This is a genomic window from Ruegeria discodermiae, assembly GCF_030758345.1.
In the GTDB taxonomy this organism is placed as follows: Bacteria; Pseudomonadota; Alphaproteobacteria; order Rhodobacterales; family Rhodobacteraceae; genus Ruegeria_C.
In genome coordinates, this window is record NZ_JAVAMO010000003.1 from 170,044 (window position 1) to 187,600 (window position 17,557).

General features: G+C 62.3%; 19 protein-coding genes. 5 read left to right on the forward strand and 14 right to left on the reverse strand.

The window, feature by feature from the left end; genetic code table 11:
- Positions 1-22: 22 nt before the first annotated feature.
- Complete coding sequence (locus Q5Y75_RS09945; protein WP_306196824.1) at positions 23-967, forward strand: fatty acid desaturase family protein; 945 nt, start codon at positions 23-25, stop codon at positions 965-967.
- Here Q5Y75_RS09945 and hemF read toward each other — a convergent pair.
- The 4 genes from hemF to clpS form a co-directional block, all read right to left on the reverse strand.
- The gene (gene hemF / locus Q5Y75_RS09950) at positions 964-1,857 is read right to left on the reverse strand and encodes an oxygen-dependent coproporphyrinogen oxidase (protein ID WP_306196826.1); all 894 of its coding nucleotides are present in this window, start codon (positions 1,855-1,857) and stop codon (positions 964-966) included. The genes Q5Y75_RS09945 and hemF overlap by 4 nt on opposite strands.
- A 21-nt stretch (positions 1,858-1,878) precedes the next feature.
- Positions 1,879-2,682, reverse strand: a complete 804-nt coding sequence (locus Q5Y75_RS09955; RefSeq protein WP_306196828.1) for an SDR family NAD(P)-dependent oxidoreductase — start codon at positions 2,680-2,682, stop codon at positions 1,879-1,881.
- A 19-nt stretch (positions 2,683-2,701) separates the two neighbouring features.
- On the reverse strand, positions 2,702-3,682 hold the full coding sequence (locus tag Q5Y75_RS09960; protein WP_306196829.1) for a class I SAM-dependent methyltransferase: 981 nt from the start codon (positions 3,680-3,682) through the stop codon (positions 2,702-2,704).
- A 75-nt stretch (positions 3,683-3,757) separates the two neighbouring features.
- Positions 3,758-4,099, reverse strand: coding sequence for an ATP-dependent Clp protease adapter ClpS (gene clpS, locus Q5Y75_RS09965; RefSeq protein WP_306196831.1), 342 nt, complete (start codon positions 4,097-4,099; stop codon positions 3,758-3,760).
- Between the two features lie 91 nt (positions 4,100-4,190).
- On the opposite strand from clpS, the gene Q5Y75_RS09970 reads away from it, so the two are divergent.
- The gene (locus tag Q5Y75_RS09970; protein WP_306197248.1) at positions 4,191-4,892 is read left to right on the forward strand and encodes an HAD family hydrolase; all 702 of its coding nucleotides are present in this window, start codon (positions 4,191-4,193) and stop codon (positions 4,890-4,892) included.
- 215 nt (positions 4,893-5,107) lie between these two features.
- On the forward strand, positions 5,108-6,562 hold the full coding sequence (locus Q5Y75_RS09975) for a D-alanyl-D-alanine carboxypeptidase family protein (RefSeq protein ID WP_306196833.1): 1,455 nt from the start codon (positions 5,108-5,110) through the stop codon (positions 6,560-6,562).
- A gap of 67 nt (positions 6,563-6,629) precedes the next feature.
- On the opposite strand, the gene Q5Y75_RS09980 is transcribed toward Q5Y75_RS09975, so the two are convergent.
- The 9 genes from Q5Y75_RS09980 to Q5Y75_RS10020 all read right to left on the reverse strand — a co-directional run bounded on the left by Q5Y75_RS09980 (position 6,630) and on the right by Q5Y75_RS10020 (position 14,785).
- On the reverse strand, positions 6,630-7,391 hold the full coding sequence (locus tag Q5Y75_RS09980; protein ID WP_306196835.1) for a LamB/YcsF family protein: 762 nt from the start codon (positions 7,389-7,391) through the stop codon (positions 6,630-6,632).
- A gap of 4 nt (positions 7,392-7,395) precedes the next feature.
- On the reverse strand, positions 7,396-8,403 hold the full coding sequence (locus Q5Y75_RS09985; protein WP_306196836.1) for a 5-oxoprolinase subunit C family protein: 1,008 nt from the start codon (positions 8,401-8,403) through the stop codon (positions 7,396-7,398).
- Positions 8,400-9,149 (reverse strand): 5-oxoprolinase subunit B family protein, encoded by a 750-nt coding sequence (locus Q5Y75_RS09990; RefSeq protein WP_306196837.1) that lies wholly within the window; start codon positions 9,147-9,149, stop codon positions 8,400-8,402. The genes Q5Y75_RS09985 and Q5Y75_RS09990 overlap by 4 nt, the downstream gene beginning before the upstream one ends.
- Positions 9,136-10,053, reverse strand: coding sequence for a hypothetical protein (locus Q5Y75_RS09995; RefSeq protein ID WP_306196839.1), 918 nt, complete (start codon positions 10,051-10,053; stop codon positions 9,136-9,138). The genes Q5Y75_RS09990 and Q5Y75_RS09995 overlap by 14 nt, the downstream gene beginning before the upstream one ends.
- A gap of 98 nt (positions 10,054-10,151) precedes the next feature.
- Positions 10,152-11,468 (reverse strand): TRAP transporter large permease, encoded by a 1,317-nt coding sequence (locus tag Q5Y75_RS10000; protein ID WP_306196840.1) that lies wholly within the window; start codon positions 11,466-11,468, stop codon positions 10,152-10,154.
- A 17-nt stretch (positions 11,469-11,485) separates the two neighbouring features.
- Positions 11,486-11,899 carry a cupin domain-containing protein gene (locus tag Q5Y75_RS10005; protein WP_306196842.1) on the reverse strand — a complete coding sequence of 138 codons (414 nt, stop codon included), beginning with the start codon at positions 11,897-11,899 and terminating at the stop codon, positions 11,486-11,488.
- Between the two features lies 1 nt (position 11,900).
- Positions 11,901-12,434, reverse strand: a complete 534-nt coding sequence (locus tag Q5Y75_RS10010) for a TRAP transporter small permease (protein ID WP_306196845.1) — start codon at positions 12,432-12,434, stop codon at positions 11,901-11,903.
- A gap of 65 nt (positions 12,435-12,499) precedes the next feature.
- Positions 12,500-13,483 (reverse strand): TRAP transporter substrate-binding protein, encoded by a 984-nt coding sequence (locus Q5Y75_RS10015; protein WP_306196847.1) that lies wholly within the window; start codon positions 13,481-13,483, stop codon positions 12,500-12,502.
- Between the two features lie 42 nt (positions 13,484-13,525).
- Positions 13,526-14,785 carry an NAD(P)/FAD-dependent oxidoreductase gene (locus tag Q5Y75_RS10020; protein WP_306196849.1) on the reverse strand — a complete coding sequence of 420 codons (1,260 nt, stop codon included), beginning with the start codon at positions 14,783-14,785 and terminating at the stop codon, positions 13,526-13,528.
- Positions 14,786-14,905: 120 nt separating this feature from the next.
- Between Q5Y75_RS10020 and Q5Y75_RS10025 the strand changes: the two genes are divergently transcribed.
- Positions 14,906-15,421 carry a winged helix DNA-binding protein gene (locus Q5Y75_RS10025; RefSeq protein WP_306196850.1) on the forward strand — a complete coding sequence of 172 codons (516 nt, stop codon included), beginning with the start codon at positions 14,906-14,908 and terminating at the stop codon, positions 15,419-15,421.
- Positions 15,422-15,432: 11 nt separating this feature from the next.
- On the opposite strand, the gene Q5Y75_RS10030 is transcribed toward Q5Y75_RS10025, so the two are convergent.
- The gene (locus Q5Y75_RS10030; RefSeq protein WP_306196851.1) at positions 15,433-16,560 is read right to left on the reverse strand and encodes an enolase C-terminal domain-like protein; all 1,128 of its coding nucleotides are present in this window, start codon (positions 16,558-16,560) and stop codon (positions 15,433-15,435) included.
- Positions 16,561-16,660: 100 nt separating this feature from the next.
- Between Q5Y75_RS10030 and Q5Y75_RS10035 the strand changes: the two genes are divergently transcribed.
- Entirely contained in the window at positions 16,661-17,557 is an 897-nt protein-coding gene (locus Q5Y75_RS10035; RefSeq protein WP_306196852.1) for a LysR family transcriptional regulator, read from the forward strand.

A 17,557-nucleotide genomic window follows, 5' to 3' on the forward strand; every position in this document is an offset into this window, starting at 1 on the left:
TCGCATAGGGAGGTGGCCCGCCATGACTCCGGGAAAGACATATCTGACATCTGACGAAATCCGCCCGCTGGCCGAGCGGTCGGATATCAGGGGAGCCTGGCTGGTGCTGCATTGCTGGGGCACCATCGCGCTGGCGCTCGCTTTGTTCGGTCTTTGGCCCAATCCGCTGACCTTCTTTCTTGCGGTAATGATTGTGGGATCACGACAGCTCGGGCTCGCGATCCTGATGCATGAGGCTGCGCATAACGCCTTGTTCCAGCGCCAGCGCCTCAATGATTTTGTCGCCACATGGCTCTGCGCGCGGCCCATTCTGGCTGACCTCAGCGCCTATCGGCGCTATCACCTGACCCATCACCGCTTTACCCAGTCCGACAAGGACCCCGACCTGCCGCTATCGTCGAAATTCCCGACCTCGCATGCCTCGATGCGGCGCAAATTCACGCGGGATCTGACCGGGCAGACCGGGGTGAAACAACTGGTGGGCCAGATCGCCATGGCGCTCCGCATGGCGGGGGATCATGAGGCGATCGAAGCGGCGGAAGCCGATTTTGCGCAAAGCTTCAAGAGCTTGCATTTCTGGGTCACGGTGCCGGTCTTTCTGGTGGTGATGGTGGTCTTGGGGCTGGTTGGCGACTGGTGGTGGGGGCTGGCCTTCTGGCTGCTGCCCTATCTGACCTGGTTCCAGTTCGTCCTGCGCGTGCGCAATATCGCCGAACATGGTGCCACCGAGCAATCCGACGACCCGTTCCGAAATGTGCGCACCACGCTGGCCGGACCATTGGCGCGGCTGTTTGTGGCCCCCTACTGGGTCAACTACCACCTTGAACACCACATGATCATGCATGTGCCCTGCTACAACCTACCGAGGCTGCACAAGCTGCTGCTGGCCAAAGGTTATGGCACGCAGATGAACATGGCCCCCAGCTATGGCGCGGCGATGCGCGAAGCCGGGTGGCGCTCAGCCTAGTACCATTTCGCAATCGGCGGCAGGCTCATCAGCACCGCATCGGGATCGTGGCCTGTCTCCAACCCGAATTTCGTACCCCGGTCATAGACGAGGTTGTATTCGGCATAAAGGCCCCGGTGCCGGTACTGCACCTCTTTGTCAGGCTCCGACCATGGCTGCACCCGCCGTTTTTCGACAAGGGGCACAAAGGCGGGCAGGAAGGCGCGGCCGATATCCTGGGTCAGGGCGAAATCCGCATCCCAGTCACCAGTGCAATAATCATCCATGAAGATACCGCCCACACCGCGCGCGCGTTTGCGGTGGGGGATATAGAAATACTCATCGGCCCAGTCCTTCAGGCGCGGATAATGCCCGGTTCCATGCCGGTCCAGATGCGCCTTCTGGGTGTCGTGGAAATGCGCGGTGTCTTCGTCATACTCGATACAGGGGTTGAGGTCGGACCCGCCGCCGAACCACCACGCATGCGGGGTCCAGAACATCCGCGTGTTCATATGCACCGCGGGCACATGGGGGTTCTGCATATGCGCCACCAGCGAAATCCCCGAGGCCCAGAAGCGCGGATCGTCCTTCATCCCCGGCAGCCCCTTGCGCGCCGCCATTGCTGACTGTGCCCGCTCCGACAGGGTGCCATAGACCTCGGAGACATTCACGCCGACCTTTTCAAACACACGCCCGCCGCGCATCACCGACATCAACCCGCCGCCCGCATCCGAGCCATCCTCTGAAGAACGCTGTGTCTTCGTCACCTCAAACCGGCCCGCCTCGGCATCCGAAAGCGGGCCTTCGGCGTGGTTATCCTCAAGCGTTTCGAACGCGGTAACGATCTGGTCGCGCAACTGGCGAAACCACGCGGCGGCCTGCGCTTTTTGGGCCTCCATCGCTTGGGTCATTGGTTGTCCTTTTTCAACATGTCAGTGGGCCGGGGCCTCAACCGGATCAAGCAGGGTGCGGCCGCCATCCAAGGTCATGATCTGACCGGTCATGAAACCCGACGCCTCAGAGGCCAGAAACTGCGCCGCCTCGGCCAGTTCGGTCGCAGCGGCAATCCGGCCAAGCGGCGTGTGATTCTCGATGTCGCGGCGGTATTCGCGATTGTCCTTGAGTGTGGATTGCAGCGACGCGCTCATGATCGAGCCCAGCGCGATGGCGTTCACACGGATATGGTGCGGCGCCATGGCCACGGCGAGGGAGCGGGTCATCTGATCAAGCGCCGCGGTCGAGACGGAATAGGCCAGCAAGTTCGGATGGGTGCGCCGTGCGGCCACTGAGGACAGGTTGATGATCGCCCCTGCCTGTCGTGCGTCTTCGTTGTCACCGGCCTGTTTGATCATCCGCTTGGCCACCAATTGGCTCAGCCGCAAGGCGGGCATCAGGTTCTGGTTCAGCAAAGCTTGTGTGGAATCGTCATCCATGTCGAGCGGATCGGTGGGCACCACCTGCCGCGCGCCGTTGACCAGAATGTCGATCTGATCGAACGCGTCCAGCGAGGCCGACAACAGATTGGCTAGCGTCAGCCTCTCGCGCAGATCGCCTGCAAAGTAGCGGATATTCTCGGCCTCGCCATTTTCGCCCAGCTCCGAGGCGAGGCGCTTTTCATCCATGTCGGCAAACACGACATTGGCGCCCTTGTCCGCGAAATGGCGACCAATGGCGAGGCCGATGCCAGCGGCACCACCGGTGACGATGGCGGTCTTTCCGGCAATGGAATAGGACATCTGTTTCTCCCGCTCTGACCTAGGATGCCCCAACCCGGCGGCGCGGGCGGCTGGCGTTGAAAATCTTGAACCGGGCATCGCCGCCAAGCTCTTCGAACCGGTTGAAATGCGCCTCCAGCGCGGCCTCATAGGGCAGATGGCGGTTCGCCACCATCCAAAGCTGACCATTGGGCGCAAGCGCACGCGCCGCAGCAGCGATAAAACCACGGCCCAGCGCGGGGTCGGCAGCGCGCGAAGTGTGGAAGGGCGGGTTCATGACGACGGTATCCTCCGGCTCAGGCGCTGCCCAGCGCAGCGCATCGGCCCAGTGAAACCGCGCGCGCGGATCGGAAACGTTGTGGCGTGCGCACTCCAGCGCGGCATGATCGGCCTCGACCAGATCGATGGAGTACACCCCCTCGCGTTCCAGAAGCCGCGACGAGAGATAGCCCCACCCGGCCCCCAGATCCGCAATCCGCCCACCGGGGCGATCCGGCATGGCGGCGATCAGTAACTCCGATGCCGGATCGATCCCGTCCGAGGAAAACACGCCGGGCACGGTCCGGTAACCACCGACCAGCGCCATGTCGGACATGGCCCAGTCAGAAAACGCCTGCGCGTCGGCGGCAAACCAGAAGATCTTGCCATGCGCCTTGGAGATCGGCCCCTCAACCGGCACCCGCTTGCGCACCTCCTTGAGCAGGCTGTCGATGCCGTCGGTCTTGGCCCCGTCCACTACAACCCTGCCGCTGGCGCGCTGGCAGGCCTGATGTAGAAAGCCCCGTGCCTGCGTCTTGGCACGCGGGAGGAACAGGATCACGTCATCGCAGCGCGCATCGCTGGCATGGGCACAGCGAAATCCCTGATCCGCAAAATGGTCGTGAAACGGCTTGAAGGGCTGCACCATCTCGGTGGTCCGGGGCAGATCGGACAAGTCCTGCGCTGGTGTGGGCAGCAACACCGACAGCGCATCGGACAGCGTCAGCCCGCTGTCGCGGGCAAGGTCTAGACGTATTGACATCGCGTGAGTCGATCCTGCGCCGTCACCAAATGGTGCGGGTGAGCCTGCGCCTTGAGGCCGGGGCGGTCAACCGCCTCATTCCTCTTTTTCCATGGTGCATTGCAGCGGATGCTGATGACGGCGGGCGAAATCCATCACCTGACCCACCTTGGTCTCGGCGATTTCGTGGCTGAACACACCGACAACGGCAACACCCTTCTTGTGGACGGTCAGCATCACCTCGAAGGCTTGCGCGTGGGTCATGCCGAAGAACCGCTCCAGCACATGCACCACAAATTCCATCGGGGTGTAGTCATCATTGAGCAGCAGCACTTTATAGAGCGGCGGGCGCTGAGTCTTTGGCCGGGTTTCGACCAGAATCGAGGTGCCCGATTCATCGTCCGGGTCATTCGACATTGTTACCAGAAAAGGCTGCATGGTGCAGAGAATCCGCTCTCGCTTGGAAATCACATGAGGGGTTATATAACGTTTCTACGACCCTCGAAAAGAGCCCGTGAACACGAAGCCCATGCCACGCAACCTGACCACGGTCGGTTTCGACGCCGACGACACGCTCTGGCACAACGAGCGCTTCTTCCAGCTGACGCAGGACCGGTTCGCCGATCTGCTGGCGGATCATGCCGCGCGCAATCACCTGATGGACCGGCTGCTGGCCGCCGAGCGGCGCAATCTGGGGCGCTATGGCTATGGGATCAAAGGCTTTGTCCTGTCGATGATCGAAACCGCGCTGGAGGTGACAGAAGACCGGGTGCCCGCATCTGCAATCCGGGAACTGATCGACGCGGGGCATGAGATGCTGGCCCATCCCATAGAGTTGCTGCCCCATGCCGCCGAGGCGGTCGCTGCGGTTGCAAAGACCCATCGGGTGGTGCTGGTGACCAAGGGCGATCTGCTGGATCAGGAGCGCAAGCTGGCGCAATCGGGTCTGGGCGAACTGTTCGACGCGGTCGAGATCGTGTCGGAAAAAACTCCCGCAATCTATTCGGAGGTCTTCGCCCGCCATGGCGATGGCGCGGAACATGCGATGATGGTGGGCAATTCCATCCGCTCGGATGTGGTGCCCGCGATCGAGGCCGGAGGCTGGGGCGTGCACGTGCCGCACGCATTGCTGTGGGATCTGGAACGGGCCGAGACCCCGCAACACGCAACCCGGTTCCGAGAACTGCCCGATTTGTCAGGGCTTTGTGATCTGGTGCGTGCTGTGGGATGACCCGGGCAAATTAAGAAAGCGCAGCAAATTTTAGGCAATCCCAATCTTAGCGGAAAAGGCTGAGTCAGCCACAAGATATGGGTTTCTCATTTGCCCCATTTTTTGCGCTCAGCCCAATCTCACCGTTTATTTCGCGCCGATGCTGTGTTAGCGTTGGGGCAATTATCAAACAGAGCCAGCCCGAAATAATCAGGCGGCCAGAGGCAGATAGAGAAATGATCGTGCAGGTTCGGCGGATGAAGTCGGCCCGATGGGGCCTTATTATACTCACTCTGATTTGGCTCTGTGTGCTGTTGCCGCTCAGTGTTGCGGCAGCGCCTTACGCGGCCATGGTAATCGACGCGCGAACCGGCGAGGTTCTGCATTCCCGCAACGCGGATACGCGGCTGCATCCGGCCTCTCTGACCAAGATGATGACGCTCTACATCGCGTTCGAGGCGGTGCGCAACGGCGAGATTGATCTGGACACCAAGGTGCGCATTCCCAAGGCCGCTGCGGCAGAGCCGCCTTCGAAACTGGGGCTGCGTTCGGGCCAAAAAATCGCCTTTCGCTATCTGATCCGGGCGGCGGCTGTGAAATCGGCCAATGATGCGGCCACGGCCATCGGGATCGCCATCAGCGGGTCGGAGGCGGCTTTCGCCCGCCGCATGACGCGGACCGCCAAGGCAATGGGCATGACACGCACCACGTTCAAGAACGCTCATGGCCTGACGGAAAAGGGGCATCTGTCGACGGCGCGTGACATGACCACGCTGGGCCGTCACATGCTCTATGATTACCCGCAGTATTATAATCTGTTCTCGCGGCGCTCGACCCATGCGGGAATCAAGACCGTGAACAATACCAACCGCCGCCTGCTGGCCGCCTATAAAGGCGCCGACGGGATCAAGACCGGCTATACCCGCGCGGCGGGGTTCAACCTTGTTGCCTCGGCCAAGCGCGGCAATGAGCGCATCATTGCGACCGTCTTTGGCGGCCAATCGACCGCCTCGCGCAATGCGCGAGTGGCAGAACTGCTCGATATGGGGTTCCGCCGCGCGCCATCGCGCGCACCGATCCGCAAGCCCAGCCGCCCGGTCTATGCGGGCAATTCCGGCCTTGGCGATACCAGCCCTGGTAAGACCATCCGTTTGGCCGGCGCACCCAAAAAGAGCCTGCGCCCGCGTGTGCGCCCAAGCGCAAGCACAGTTGTGGTCGCGGATGCAGTGGCTACGACGGCCGAGCAGAATGGCGACCGGATACAGGCGGGCATCACGGCCGCGATCGTGGCCGCAGATGTCGGGTCGAAAACCGTGAAAACCGTAACCCCGCCGCCCGCCTCCTCGACCCGCCCGGCCCTGCGCCCGGAGAATCTGGTCCTGGCAAAGGCCACCACCGACGCGGAAACACAGGCGGTGAAACCTGAGGTGGTCACGCGGCTTTCAACCTCCGGCGGGCATCACTGGGGCGTCAATGTGGGCCGCTACACCACCCGCTATAAGGCCGAAAAGGTCCTGCTGCGCACCGCGCTGGCCGAGATGTCGACGCTGGATGGTACGCTGCGCAAGGTCAACCAATCCTCGAAAGGGTTTGATGCGACTTTTCAGGGCATGACTCGCGAGCAGGCGGATCTGGCCTGCCGCAGGCTTCAGGCCCGCAACGTAACCTGTTTCATGATCGGGCCCTCCTAACAAACAAGACCCGTAACATGACGACCTGACGGCCACGCCCCACCACGTGGCCGTCATTTTTTTAGCGCTATGCGCCAAACATCTTCACATCCACCCCGCCTTCGGTCAGGCAGTGGCGGACGGAACGGGCCAGAGCCACAGCCGTCGGCGTATCCCCATGCAGGCAGATCGTGTCGATCGAGGTCTCGATACGTTTGCCGCTTTCGGTGATGATCGCGCCTTCGCGCACCATCTCCAGAATGCGCGGCCCTGCCAGATCAGGGTCATGGATCACCGCGCCGGGCAGCGAGCGGTCCACCAATGTACCATCGTCATTATAGGCGCGATCGGCAAAAATCTCGCCCACCCAGCAGCAGCCCAGATCACGCACGACCCGCTCCATCTCTGTGGCGGCTAGGACCATGATGATGATCTCCGGATCAACCTCTAGCGCGGCCTCATAGCAGGCGCGTGCCATGTCATAGTCGGTGCAGGCCATGTTCGACAGCGCCCCATGCAGTTTCAGGTGTCGCACCTGCGTCCCGAGCGCCTGCGCCATGCCACGCGCCGCGCCTAGCTGGTAGCGCACCAGATTGCGCAGGCTGTCATGCGGCAGCACCATGCGGCGGCGGCCAAAGCCCTGCAGGTCGCCAAAGCCCGGATGCGCGCCGATGCCGACCCCGTTCCGCGCCGCCAGCGCCATGGTCTTTGCCATCACATCCGGATCGCCCGCATGAAAACCACAGGCGATGTTGGCGCTGGTGATGATGTCGAGCAGGCTTTCATCATCGCCCATTTTCCAGGGGCCGAAACTTTCGCCCATATCGGCGTTGAGATCGACTGAGGTCATGTGTCTAGTCTCCCTGATCGGTGGCGGAGATCACCCCGCTGACAAGTTGGTAGGACAGAAGATCGGCTATGTCATGCGGATCGCGCACCAGTGGTTCGACGCGCCCGGGCAGACGCGCCAGTTCGGCCTCGAACGCGGCCTGCAGGGCGAGAGCGTCTTCGAGCGACACGAACTGGAACCGGAGCGATGCCCCAGCCGGGGCCTGCACCGCGCGCGGCAGGTCGCAGGGGATCACCGTGGCGATCCTTGGATAACCGCCGGTGGTCTGGCATTCGGGCAGCAGAATGAAGGGATTGCCACTGCCGGTCATCTGAATGTCGCCGGGCGTGATAACCTCGGAGAGGATGTTCAACTGCCCCTCGGCAGCAAATCCCTGCCCCTCCATGTCCAGTTGCATGCCCATCCGGTTGGCGCGCGCACCGCGGCGAAAGGCAGTGCTTTCCAGCCGGTCGAGCGTTGCCGCGCTGAACAGGCTGGTCTGAACGCTGGCGATGACGCGCAAAGTGCCGCCAGTGAAACGATCGGGGCTGCCGATCTTGAAGCCCGCCTGCCCATGACCAGCACCTGTCGGCAGCAGGTCCCCCGCCGCAACCGTCTTGCCGACTTTTGCGGTCAGATGAGCTGAACGCGAGCCGAGCATAGGCTTTGTACCGATCCCACCCGCCAGATGCAAATAGCCATAGACGCCCTGCCGCGCCGCGCCGACGGTCAGCACCTGCCCGCCGGTCAACACATGCGAGGCATTCCAGGCAGCCTGTGCACCATCGATGCTGGCCTGCATCGGCGCGCCCGTGAGCGCGATGTTGACCTCCTGCGTCGCTTCGAACGTGCCACCGAACCCCGCCATTTCCAGCGCCGCGCAATCGGGACGCTGACCAAGCAGCGCGGCTCCTTCGTGAAGCGCCAGCAGATCAGCCGCGCCCGAGCGGGACAGGCCCTGATCCAGATAACCCGGTCGTCCCTGATCCTGAATCGTGCAAGCGGGGCCGATGCTGTGGGCGATCAGGCTCATGCGGTGATCTCCTCGACCGTTGCGCCGCCATTGCCGTCACGATCGCGCGCCTCGATCTCGGAGAACTCCTCGGGCGAAACGGAGGGGAATATCATCTCATCGCCCGGAGCCAGCGCGAAGCTGCGCTCCTGATCGGGACGGAAACACCGAAACGCAGTCTGCCCTACATGCCGCCAGCCAGTGGGCGCAGCGCCGGAAAACAGCACAAATTGCGAGATCGCCAGAACCAGCGCGCCCGCAGGCACGGTTGGCGTCAGATCCTGCTGCCGGGGGATGTCAAATTCGGGACCGAGCGATCCCAGATAGGGCTGCCCCGGCGCGAAACCGATGGTCAGCACCCGGACGCGGGACGCCCTGAGCCTTTGCACCGCCTCCTCGGGCGACAGCCCCGCCAGCGCGGCGGCCTCGTCCAGTTGCGGGGCCCGTTCGGTGCCGTAAACCGTCGGCACCCGCCAGAGCCTGCGGCCCTCCGGCAAAGGAGCGGTGTACCAGTCCCGCGTGTCAAGCAAATGTTCAAGCGCCGCGCGCAGCTCGCTATGAGGCAGCGTCAATGGATCGAACCGGAAATAGGCCGAAGCCAGAGAAGTCGAAGTCTCGATCACGCCATCGGGCAGATCCAGCCGGGCCGCTTCACGAAAGGCAAGCGCCGCCCGATTGGCAGGCTCGGACATCGTGTCGGAGAAACTGACCAGCAGGCCATCCAGCCCGAGCGGGCGGATCAGGGGAAATGCGTCAGCGTGGGTCATAAAGCCTCCGCAGCAGGGTCGGGGTAAGATACATGGGGAACTGGTAGCATCCCAGAAAGATCAGCAGCGGTTCGGTGGCCTCGGGTGAGAGCGCAACAAAGAACAGCGCGAAATTTCGGTTGCCCGCAACGATGGAGGTGGGCACCGCAGCCGGATACCCGTTGCGGCGCAGCGTGACATAGGACAGCCCCTGCAGGCCGAAATTCAGCGCAAAGGCGACCCCTGCCCAAAGAAGCAGATCGAGCGGGTCGCTTTCCAGCGCCGGGCGGATCGCGGACATCAGCCCGATGACCACCACGGCAAGCACGATCATCGTCAAGCCATCGATCGCCTTGCGGCCCTGCTCGGGCAGGTCCGGCACGCGCCAGTGGCGCAGGGCAAAACCCAGCGCGGCGGCCCCCAGAATGACCATCAGCAGGCGCAGCGCGGCGGCCAGAACATCACCGATATCCCCGAAACCGGGCAGCAGCGCGAAAACGGGAATGCAGGTCAGCGGCAGCAGCGCCGTTCCAAGGATCAGCAGGCGCAGCGCCGGGGCAGGATCACCATTCAGCAGGATTGCGAAATTTGCCGCCCCAGTGACCGAGGGCGCGGCCATGACCAGCGCCAGCGCCAGAGCAAGGGGCGTGACCGGCAGGCCCAGCAGGCCCAGCATCAGCAGGAACCCGACCGGCAGCGCCAGTTGCAGCACCAGCACCACCAGAGCTGTGCGGCCCAGCTCTCCCAGATTGGCAAGCGCATCAACCGGGCCGATGCGAAAAGCGGTCAGGAACAACAGCAGCGCCACCAGTTCCGGAATCCACCAGCGCAGCACCTGCGCGAGGCCCGGCAGCAGCAGCCCGGCCAGCAAGCCGCAGATCAGCGCAAGCTTCCCATATCTGGCGATGAAGATAAGCGCGGTCATGCGGCGGGATTGCCCTTGCGGACCCTTCTGCTGGTCAGTTGGTTTGGGATGTGCAGGCGGCGGTTCACACCGCCTGCCTAGTCAGGTTTTGGCCGCGCCTAGCCGCCGCCCGGCGCTTGCCTGAGGTTTTCGGGCAGCCAGGTGGCGATTTCCGGGAACAGGATCAGCACAAAAACCATCAGCACCATGATCAGGAACATCGGGAAAGCGGCACGCGCGATAAAGCCCATCTCATGATTGGTCATCCCTTGCAGCACGAACAGGTTGAACCCGATCGGCGGCGTGATCTGCGCCATTTCAACCACAACCACGATGAAGATACCGAACCAGATCAGGTCGATGCCCGCCTGCCGCACCATCGGCTCGACCACCGCCATGGTCAGCACCACCGACGAAATCCCGTCAAGGAACATGCCCAACACGATATAGAACACCAGCAGCACCATCAGCAGCTGGAACTTGCTGAGCTCCCACTGCGCGATCAGGTCGGCCAACCCACGCGGCAACCCGGTGAACCCCATCGACAGCGACAGAAAGGCAGCGCCCGCGAGGATCAGCGCGATCATCGCCGAGGTACGGGTCGCCCCCATCAGGCTTTCGGTAAAGGTATTCCAGGTGAGCGATCCCTGGCTGGCCGCAAGAACCAGCCCGCCGATCACGCCAAACGCCGCCGCCTCTGTTGCCGTGGCATAGCCCAGATACATTGAGCCAATCACCACAAGGATCAGGCAGATCACCGGCAGCAGAAAGCGCGAGTTGGCAATGCGCTGGCTCATGGTCAGGGGCGGTTCGCCCTTGGGGTGCCACTGCTTTGAGACACGGCTGGTAATCGCCACATAGGCCATGAACATCCCCGCCAGCACAAGACCCGGCACGATACCCGCAAAAAACAGCTTCGAGATGCTTTCATTGATGGTCACACCATAAACGATGAGTGTCAGAGACGGCGGGATCATCAGGCCAAGCGTCGCCGCCCCGGCCAGCGTACCGATGATCATCGGTTCGGGATATTCCCGCTTGCGCAATTCGGGGATCGACATCTTGCCAACCGTGGTCAGCGTCGCCGCCGACGAGCCAGAGACCGCGGCAAAAACCGTGCAGCCCACGATATTGGTATGGACCAGCCCGCCGGGCAGACCCGCCATCCAGGGCGCGAGCCCCTTGAACATGTCCTCGCTGAGTCGTGTTCGATACAGGATCTCTCCCATCCAGATGAACAGCGGCAACGCCGTCAGGGTCCACGAGGACGAGGCCGTCCATATCGTGGTGATCATGACATCGCCCACGGGACGCGAGGTAAACAGCTCCATCCCGACCCAGGCCACGCCCATCAGCGCCAACCCGACCCAGACCCCGGTGCCCAGCAGCAAGAAGAGCACGAAGAGAAACAGGATGATGATCGAAAAGTCTTCCATGTCTTATCCTTTCCGCATCATTCAACCGGGACGTTCAGGGGCTTGCCCTTTTCGACCACATGGGTGGTGATGGCGATCATCACGGTATCGCCCACATTGGTCAGCCCGCCATGAGGCTCGCCTTGCGGGAAATGCGCGGCCATGCCATCCGGAAACGGAATCTGTTTGCCGCCGCCGGTCTGCATGGTGCCCCCGGTGATGACGACAAGATGCTCGTCGCCGTGATGGGTATGGCGCGGCACCGTGGCGCCCGGCTCGATCTCAAGCCGCGCGACAATCACCTCATGCGTGTCAGAGCCCGGCACATCGGCGCGCGACAACTCGGTTCGGGTGATGGCCCCCTCGGCAAAGGCGAAAACCGGCGCGATGGCAAATAGGGCAATGGTGGCGGCGGTGCGGATCATGGCGCGCGTTCCTATGGTCTGTGTCATGTCATTCCCCGAAACTCTGATCGACGAGGTCGCGCTGGATGCGGTGATCACCTTTCAGTATCAGGCTGATCAGATGATCGGTGAGCGCTATGGCAAAAATGACCGCGCCCAGCAGCATCACCGATTGCGGTATCCAAAGCGCGGTGCGGTCCTGACCCTGGCTGACATCGTTGAATTTCCACGACCAGTAGACGAAGTTCACGCAGTAGCGGACGAAGTACCACGCCACTGCGGTGCCGATGGCGAAACACCAGATATTGATGATCCGCTGCGCCTTCGGCCCGACCGCGTTGATCAGGATCGAAACCCGGATATGTGCGCCCCGGTTCAGCGCGTTGGCAAAGGCCAGGAACGAGGCGGCGGCCATGGCATAACCGGCATAGTCGGGTGCACCGGGAAACACCTCGCCGGTCCAGCGGGCCAGCATCTGCACCACGATCAGGATCAGGATCGCGATCAGGCAGAGCGCGGCCAGAATGCCCGAGCCGAGATACAGGAAATCAAGCGCGGCGCGCAGCCGCTTTGCGAGTGCCATCAGGTCCCCCTGTCCTTGTTTGATTGAGGTTCGGGCAGACCGCTGGCCTGCCCCGAAGGTCAGGTTTATTCTGCCTTGGACGCTTTGAAGGCTTCGACGATGGCCGCGCCATCCGGGCCAGCGGCCTCAAGCCATTCGGCGGTCATGGTTTCACCGATCTGTTGCAACTCGCCCTTCAGCTGGTCACTTGCGGGGGCAACGCTCATGCCGCCATCGCGCAGGCCCTTGAGGGTAAAGTCGGTATATTGAACCGCACGCCATGTGCCCGCGTATTCCGCTAGATCGGCACAGGCCTGAACCACGGCCTTGTTGGCATCTGATACACCCGACCAGACGTCGGAATTCACCATGATGTAGTTGCGCGGCAGCCAGGCATCGACCTCGTAGAAATGGTTCAGGCTTTCCCAGACCTTGCGGTCATACCCGGTGGCGCCAGAACTGACCATCGAGTCTGCCACGCCGGTGGCAAAGGCCTGGCTGATCTCGGCGGCTTCGATGGTGACCGGCAGCATGCCGGTCAGTTCCGCCAGACGCGCCGTTGCGTTATTGTAGGAGCGGAACTTGACCCCTTCCATATCCGCGACCGAGTTCACCTCGTCACGGAAATAGAGGCCCTGCGGCGGCCATGGCACCGAATAAAGCAGCGTCAGGTTCTGATCGGCCAGCACCTTTTCCAGCGTCGGCTTGGCGGCATTCCAGAGCTTGTCGGCATCATCAAAGGAGGTCGCGAGGAAAGGCACGGAATCCACACCAAAGATCGCGTCTTCATTCTGGTGACCCGAAAGCAGCCGCTCACCGATCGGAACCTGCCCGGTCTGGATCGCACGTTTGATCTGCGCGCCGGGGAATAGCGAACCGGATGGGTGCGTCACGATCTCGATCTCGCCCTGGGTTCCGGTAGTGACGCATTTGGCGAACTCCGCGCCGGTCACCGAATGAAAGTTCGAGCCGGAATAGGCCATCGGCATATCCCATTTCTCGGCCAGAGCCGGTGCAGCACTTGCTGCGGTCAGGGCCGTCGCGGCGAGCAGATGTGTCAGTTTTTTCATTTTCTTCTCCCAGATTGGATTGGTCGGTTCTTTTGGTTGTTGTTACCCGGCCTTTTTGAAACGTGCCGGGGAATAGACGTTCAGGTCAATATTTGGTTGCCTGCCCGAAATCATTTGCGCCAGCAGGCGCCCGGTTTTTGGCCCGCCGGTCAGGCCGATATGGTGATGGCCAAAGCCGGTAAACGCGCCTTTGATGCCCGGCACTTCGCCGATCACCGGGATCGAATCCGCCGGGGCCGGGCGATGGCCCATCCATTCGGTCACATGCGCGCCGCGCAGACCGGGGATCGCCTTGACCGCGTTGCGGCGCAACAGGTCCAGCGGCGCGCGCGAGGGCTGGGCCTCCAGCCCGCCGAACTCGACCACACCAGCAAGACGCACCCGGCCCTCCATCGGCGTGATGACAAATTTGCCGCCCGCGATCATCACTGGCGATTTCGGCATCACCGATGGCTCCCAGAATTCCAGATGATAGCCGCGTTCGGATTCCAGCGGCACTTTCAGGCCCAGTTTCTTGGCCAGCGGGCCGGACCAGACCCCGGTGGCCAGGACCGCCGCATCGCAGGCGAGTGTCTCGCCCCCGGCGCGAATGCCCGTGACCGACCCGTTTTCCTGCACCACATCCTCGACATCGGCCCGCAGGAACCGGGTACCCTGTGCCTCAAGATGGCGTGCGAGAGCCTGCACATAAGCCCCAGGATCAGAAATCCGGCCATGATCGCCTAGCCGGACAGCGAAGTTCAGATCCTCGGAAAAGACCGGGTCATAGGCGCGAAACGCCGCGCCCTCCAGTTCATCCCAGTGAAAGCCGTTTGCCCTGCGCAGATTCCATCCGAACGCATCAGAGGCAAAATGGGCCCGGTCGTCATAGATGAACAGGTAGTCAGAAGGATGGATATAGCCCTCTGCCCCGGTTCCTGCGGCCAGTGCGGTGTGATCTTCCAGACTGTCACCGATGATCGGGGTCAGGGCCGAGGCGATGCGCGTTGTGTCCGCTGTATTGGCGTGCGCAAGGTATTTCCGCAGCCAGGGCAACAGGCGCGGCAGATATCCGTAGCGCAAAAACAGCGGCTGATCGGCGCTCAGCAACATCTTCGGCGCCTTGGCGATCAGACCCGGCGTTGTGACCGGCACCACGGAACAGGACGCCAGCACCCCGCCATTGCCATAAGACGTCCCCTCAGCCGGACCCTTGCGGTCGATCAGGATGACCTCGTGACCCTCACGCTGCAACCAGATCGCCGCCGACACCCCAACGATGCCTGCGCCAATGATGGCCACTGTTTTGCGCTCTGTGATCATTGCGATCTCCTGCCGGGCACGGCCCTGTCGTACACCGATTCTTCGGGATACAGGATCGCATACATTGACAAAACGTCAACAAAATGTTTATAAATCGTCAGAATTGGTCGGAGCGCACACATGTCAGATACCCCTCTTGGTCCGGTTGTCTCGTCGGCCCACCTTGCCGAAGGCAGCTTTCCCGAGGTCAGCGAGTTCGAATTTGGTCTGATCATCGCGCACAACGCCTTTGCCCGCTGGACCACACGCTGCATGGCGGCGGCGGGCTTTGCGGATATGTCCTCGCTTGAGGTCTGCGTGCTGCATACCGTGCGCCATCGCGGCAAACCCAAGAAACTGGCCGATATCTGTCTTGTACTGAATGTCGAGGATACTCACACGGTCAACTACGCGATCAAGAAACTGGCCAAGGCCGGGCTGGTGCAGGAAGGCAAACAGGGCAAGGAAAAGACGGTAGAGGCCACTGAAAAGGGCGCAGCGGCCTGCGAGCGGTATCGCGAGGTTCGCGAGGCGCTGCTGCTGCGCGCGATGAACGAGGTCGGCATCGAGGCCGAGCAGATGAGCCGGTTGTCGGCACTGATGCGCCTGATGTCCGGGCAGTATGATCAGGCCGCGCGGGCGGCGACCGTTTATTGACCCAATGCTGATCATTCGGACCTCCGAACGGCATAATGGGCCAACCTGTCGATATCCGGCACCGCGCCCAGCCCTGCGCCATCCGGCACGATCACATGCCCCTCGGCAACCAGGAATGGCGTCTGCAGGATGTCTTCGCGCAGGTAGTAGCTGGCCTGATAGAACTCGCACCCCAGGGTGATTTCCGGCGTCGCCGCGATCATATGCGTGCCCGCCAGATGCGCGAGACCTGCCTCGAACATGTCACCACCATAGGCGGTCAACCCGTTCGCCGCAGCGATCCGGGCGACCGTCTGGCCGCGCGCCAGCCCGCCTGATTTCATGATCTTGATCGACACCCCGTCGCAAATGCCTTCACGAGCGGCGCGAGTCATGTCTTCTGGCCCAAACACGCTTTCATCGGCCAGCAGAGGTATGTCGATCGAGGCACGCAGCCGCGCCATCATGTCAAATTCGGTGGCGCGCACTGGCTGTTCGATGAAATCGGGGCCGAACTGCGCCACGTCGCGCACGCGGTCCATGGCCTCACCGATCTCCAGACCCTGATTATAATCCAAGCGGACGCGGAAATCGGGGAAGTCGCGGGCAATCCGTTCCAGCCGCATCACGTCGAAGGCGTGGTCTCGAAAACCGGTTTTCAGCTTGATGATCCCAACGCCATCATCGCGCAGGCGCTCCATCAACGCGATATCGGCGTCGAAATCCGGGTTCGCAATCGAACAGCTCAGCGGGATGCGATCCCGGCAACGCCCACCCAAAAGCGCCCAGACCGGCATGCCGGAAACCCGACCCGTCAGATCAAGCAGCGCGCTGTCCAGCGCCGCCTTCGCCTCGGTACAATGGGCAACCGCGCGCGTTGCCTGCCCCATGATCCCGGCCCGGTCCGCTATACGCTGCCCGACCACCAGCGGGCGCATGTAACGGTCGAGCGCGGCATAGCTTGCCTCGGGCGTGCCGGTGAAGACCGACCAGGGCGAGGCCTCGCCAAACCCCTGGCTCCCGTCTTCGCTGGTCAGTCGCAGAATGATGACCTCGCAATGCCCCTCGACCCGGCCGATACCATGGTCCCGCGCGGATCGCACGGGCAGCGCGAGATGCCACAGATCGAAACCCGTGATGCGTTGATCGAGGTTTGACATCGCGTCCCTTCTTACCGATGGGGAAGTGTGCGCGCCCAGCCTCATCATTTCCAATATTATGTTTTTGGCAGGGTATCACTAAATCTTATATAATGATTCCATGCAGACCAATTTCCGGCAGTATCAGGCCTTTCACGCGATCATCGACACCGGCACCGTCACCGGGGCCGCCGAGCAGTTGGGCGTCTCGCAGCCCGCGATATCGAACCTCCTGGCGCAGTTGGAGCGCCGGACCAAGCTGCGCCTGTTCGAGCGCAGCCGGGGCCGGTTGCTGCCCACGCCCGAGGCGGTGGTTCTGTTCGACGAGATCGACACGATCGTGCGCGGCCTGGACCATGTGAACCAAGCGGTGGTCGATTTGCAGAACCAGAAGGCGGGACAATTGCAGGTGGCCACCAGCCATGCGATGGCCTTCGGCTTCATGCCCGGCCAGATCGCGCGCTTTACCGCCGACAAGCCGAACCTGACCATCGCGTTCCAGTCGCAATATTCCTCGAAGATACAGGAATGGGTGATGGCCGGGCTGTTCGAGATCGGGATTTGCGAGCTGCCGGTGCGCCATGACGGGTTGCACAAGCTCCCGTTCTTCTTCGAAATCGTTTGCGCCCTGCCCGAGAACAGCCCGCTGGACGAACATGACGTGCTGACGCCCGCCTTGCTGAGCGACGTGCCCTTTATCGTGATGGGGGCCGATCACATGGTGAACCGCCGCGCGCGCGAGGCATTTCATTCGGTCGGCGCGCATTGGCGGGTGCGCTGCCAGACCGATCTGTTCCGCAACGCGCTCAACATGGTGAAAGAGGGGCTGGGCGCAACATTTGTCGACCCGTTCACGCTATCCAGCGACGATGGCGGCGGCTATGTGCTGCGCCGGTTCGCGCCGCGCATCCTGCTGGATGTGGTAATCGTGACCGCGCGGGAACGACCGCTCTCCGCCATTGGCAGCCAATTCCTGACGCAAATTTCGGACAGCATGGCGACCATGGCGGTGGAGTGA

Bases quoted from the DNA above. Each gene is read 5' to 3' on its own strand.
- Q5Y75_RS09945 (WP_306196824.1), top strand. From the start codon at position 23: ATGACTCCGGGAAAGACATATCTGACATCTGACGAAATCCGCCCGCTG.
- hemF (WP_306196826.1), bottom strand. From the start codon at position 1,857: ATGACCCAAGCGATGGAGGCCCAAAAAGCGCAGGCCGCCGCGTGGTTT.
- Q5Y75_RS09955 (WP_306196828.1), bottom strand. From the start codon at position 2,682: ATGTCCTATTCCATTGCCGGAAAGACCGCCATCGTCACCGGTGGTGCC.
- Q5Y75_RS09960 (WP_306196829.1), bottom strand. From the start codon at position 3,682: ATGTCAATACGTCTAGACCTTGCCCGCGACAGCGGGCTGACGCTGTCC.
- clpS (WP_306196831.1), bottom strand. From the start codon at position 4,099: ATGCAGCCTTTTCTGGTAACAATGTCGAATGACCCGGACGATGAATCG.
- Q5Y75_RS09970 (WP_306197248.1), top strand. From the start codon at position 4,191: ATGCCACGCAACCTGACCACGGTCGGTTTCGACGCCGACGACACGCTC.
- Q5Y75_RS09975 (WP_306196833.1), top strand. From the start codon at position 5,108: ATGATCGTGCAGGTTCGGCGGATGAAGTCGGCCCGATGGGGCCTTATT.
- Q5Y75_RS09980 (WP_306196835.1), bottom strand. From the start codon at position 7,391: ATGACCTCAGTCGATCTCAACGCCGATATGGGCGAAAGTTTCGGCCCC.
- Q5Y75_RS09985 (WP_306196836.1), bottom strand. From the start codon at position 8,403: ATGAGCCTGATCGCCCACAGCATCGGCCCCGCTTGCACGATTCAGGAT.
- Q5Y75_RS09990 (WP_306196837.1), bottom strand. From the start codon at position 9,149: ATGACCCACGCTGACGCATTTCCCCTGATCCGCCCGCTCGGGCTGGAT.
- Q5Y75_RS09995 (WP_306196839.1), bottom strand. From the start codon at position 10,053: ATGACCGCGCTTATCTTCATCGCCAGATATGGGAAGCTTGCGCTGATC.
- Q5Y75_RS10000 (WP_306196840.1), bottom strand. From the start codon at position 11,468: ATGGAAGACTTTTCGATCATCATCCTGTTTCTCTTCGTGCTCTTCTTG.
- Q5Y75_RS10005 (WP_306196842.1), bottom strand. From the start codon at position 11,899: ATGACACAGACCATAGGAACGCGCGCCATGATCCGCACCGCCGCCACC.
- Q5Y75_RS10010 (WP_306196845.1), bottom strand. From the start codon at position 12,434: ATGGCACTCGCAAAGCGGCTGCGCGCCGCGCTTGATTTCCTGTATCTC.
- Q5Y75_RS10015 (WP_306196847.1), bottom strand. From the start codon at position 13,483: ATGAAAAAACTGACACATCTGCTCGCCGCGACGGCCCTGACCGCAGCA.
- Q5Y75_RS10020 (WP_306196849.1), bottom strand. From the start codon at position 14,785: ATGATCACAGAGCGCAAAACAGTGGCCATCATTGGCGCAGGCATCGTT.
- Q5Y75_RS10025 (WP_306196850.1), top strand. From the start codon at position 14,906: ATGTCAGATACCCCTCTTGGTCCGGTTGTCTCGTCGGCCCACCTTGCC.
- Q5Y75_RS10030 (WP_306196851.1), bottom strand. From the start codon at position 16,560: ATGTCAAACCTCGATCAACGCATCACGGGTTTCGATCTGTGGCATCTC.
- Q5Y75_RS10035 (WP_306196852.1), top strand. From the start codon at position 16,661: ATGCAGACCAATTTCCGGCAGTATCAGGCCTTTCACGCGATCATCGAC.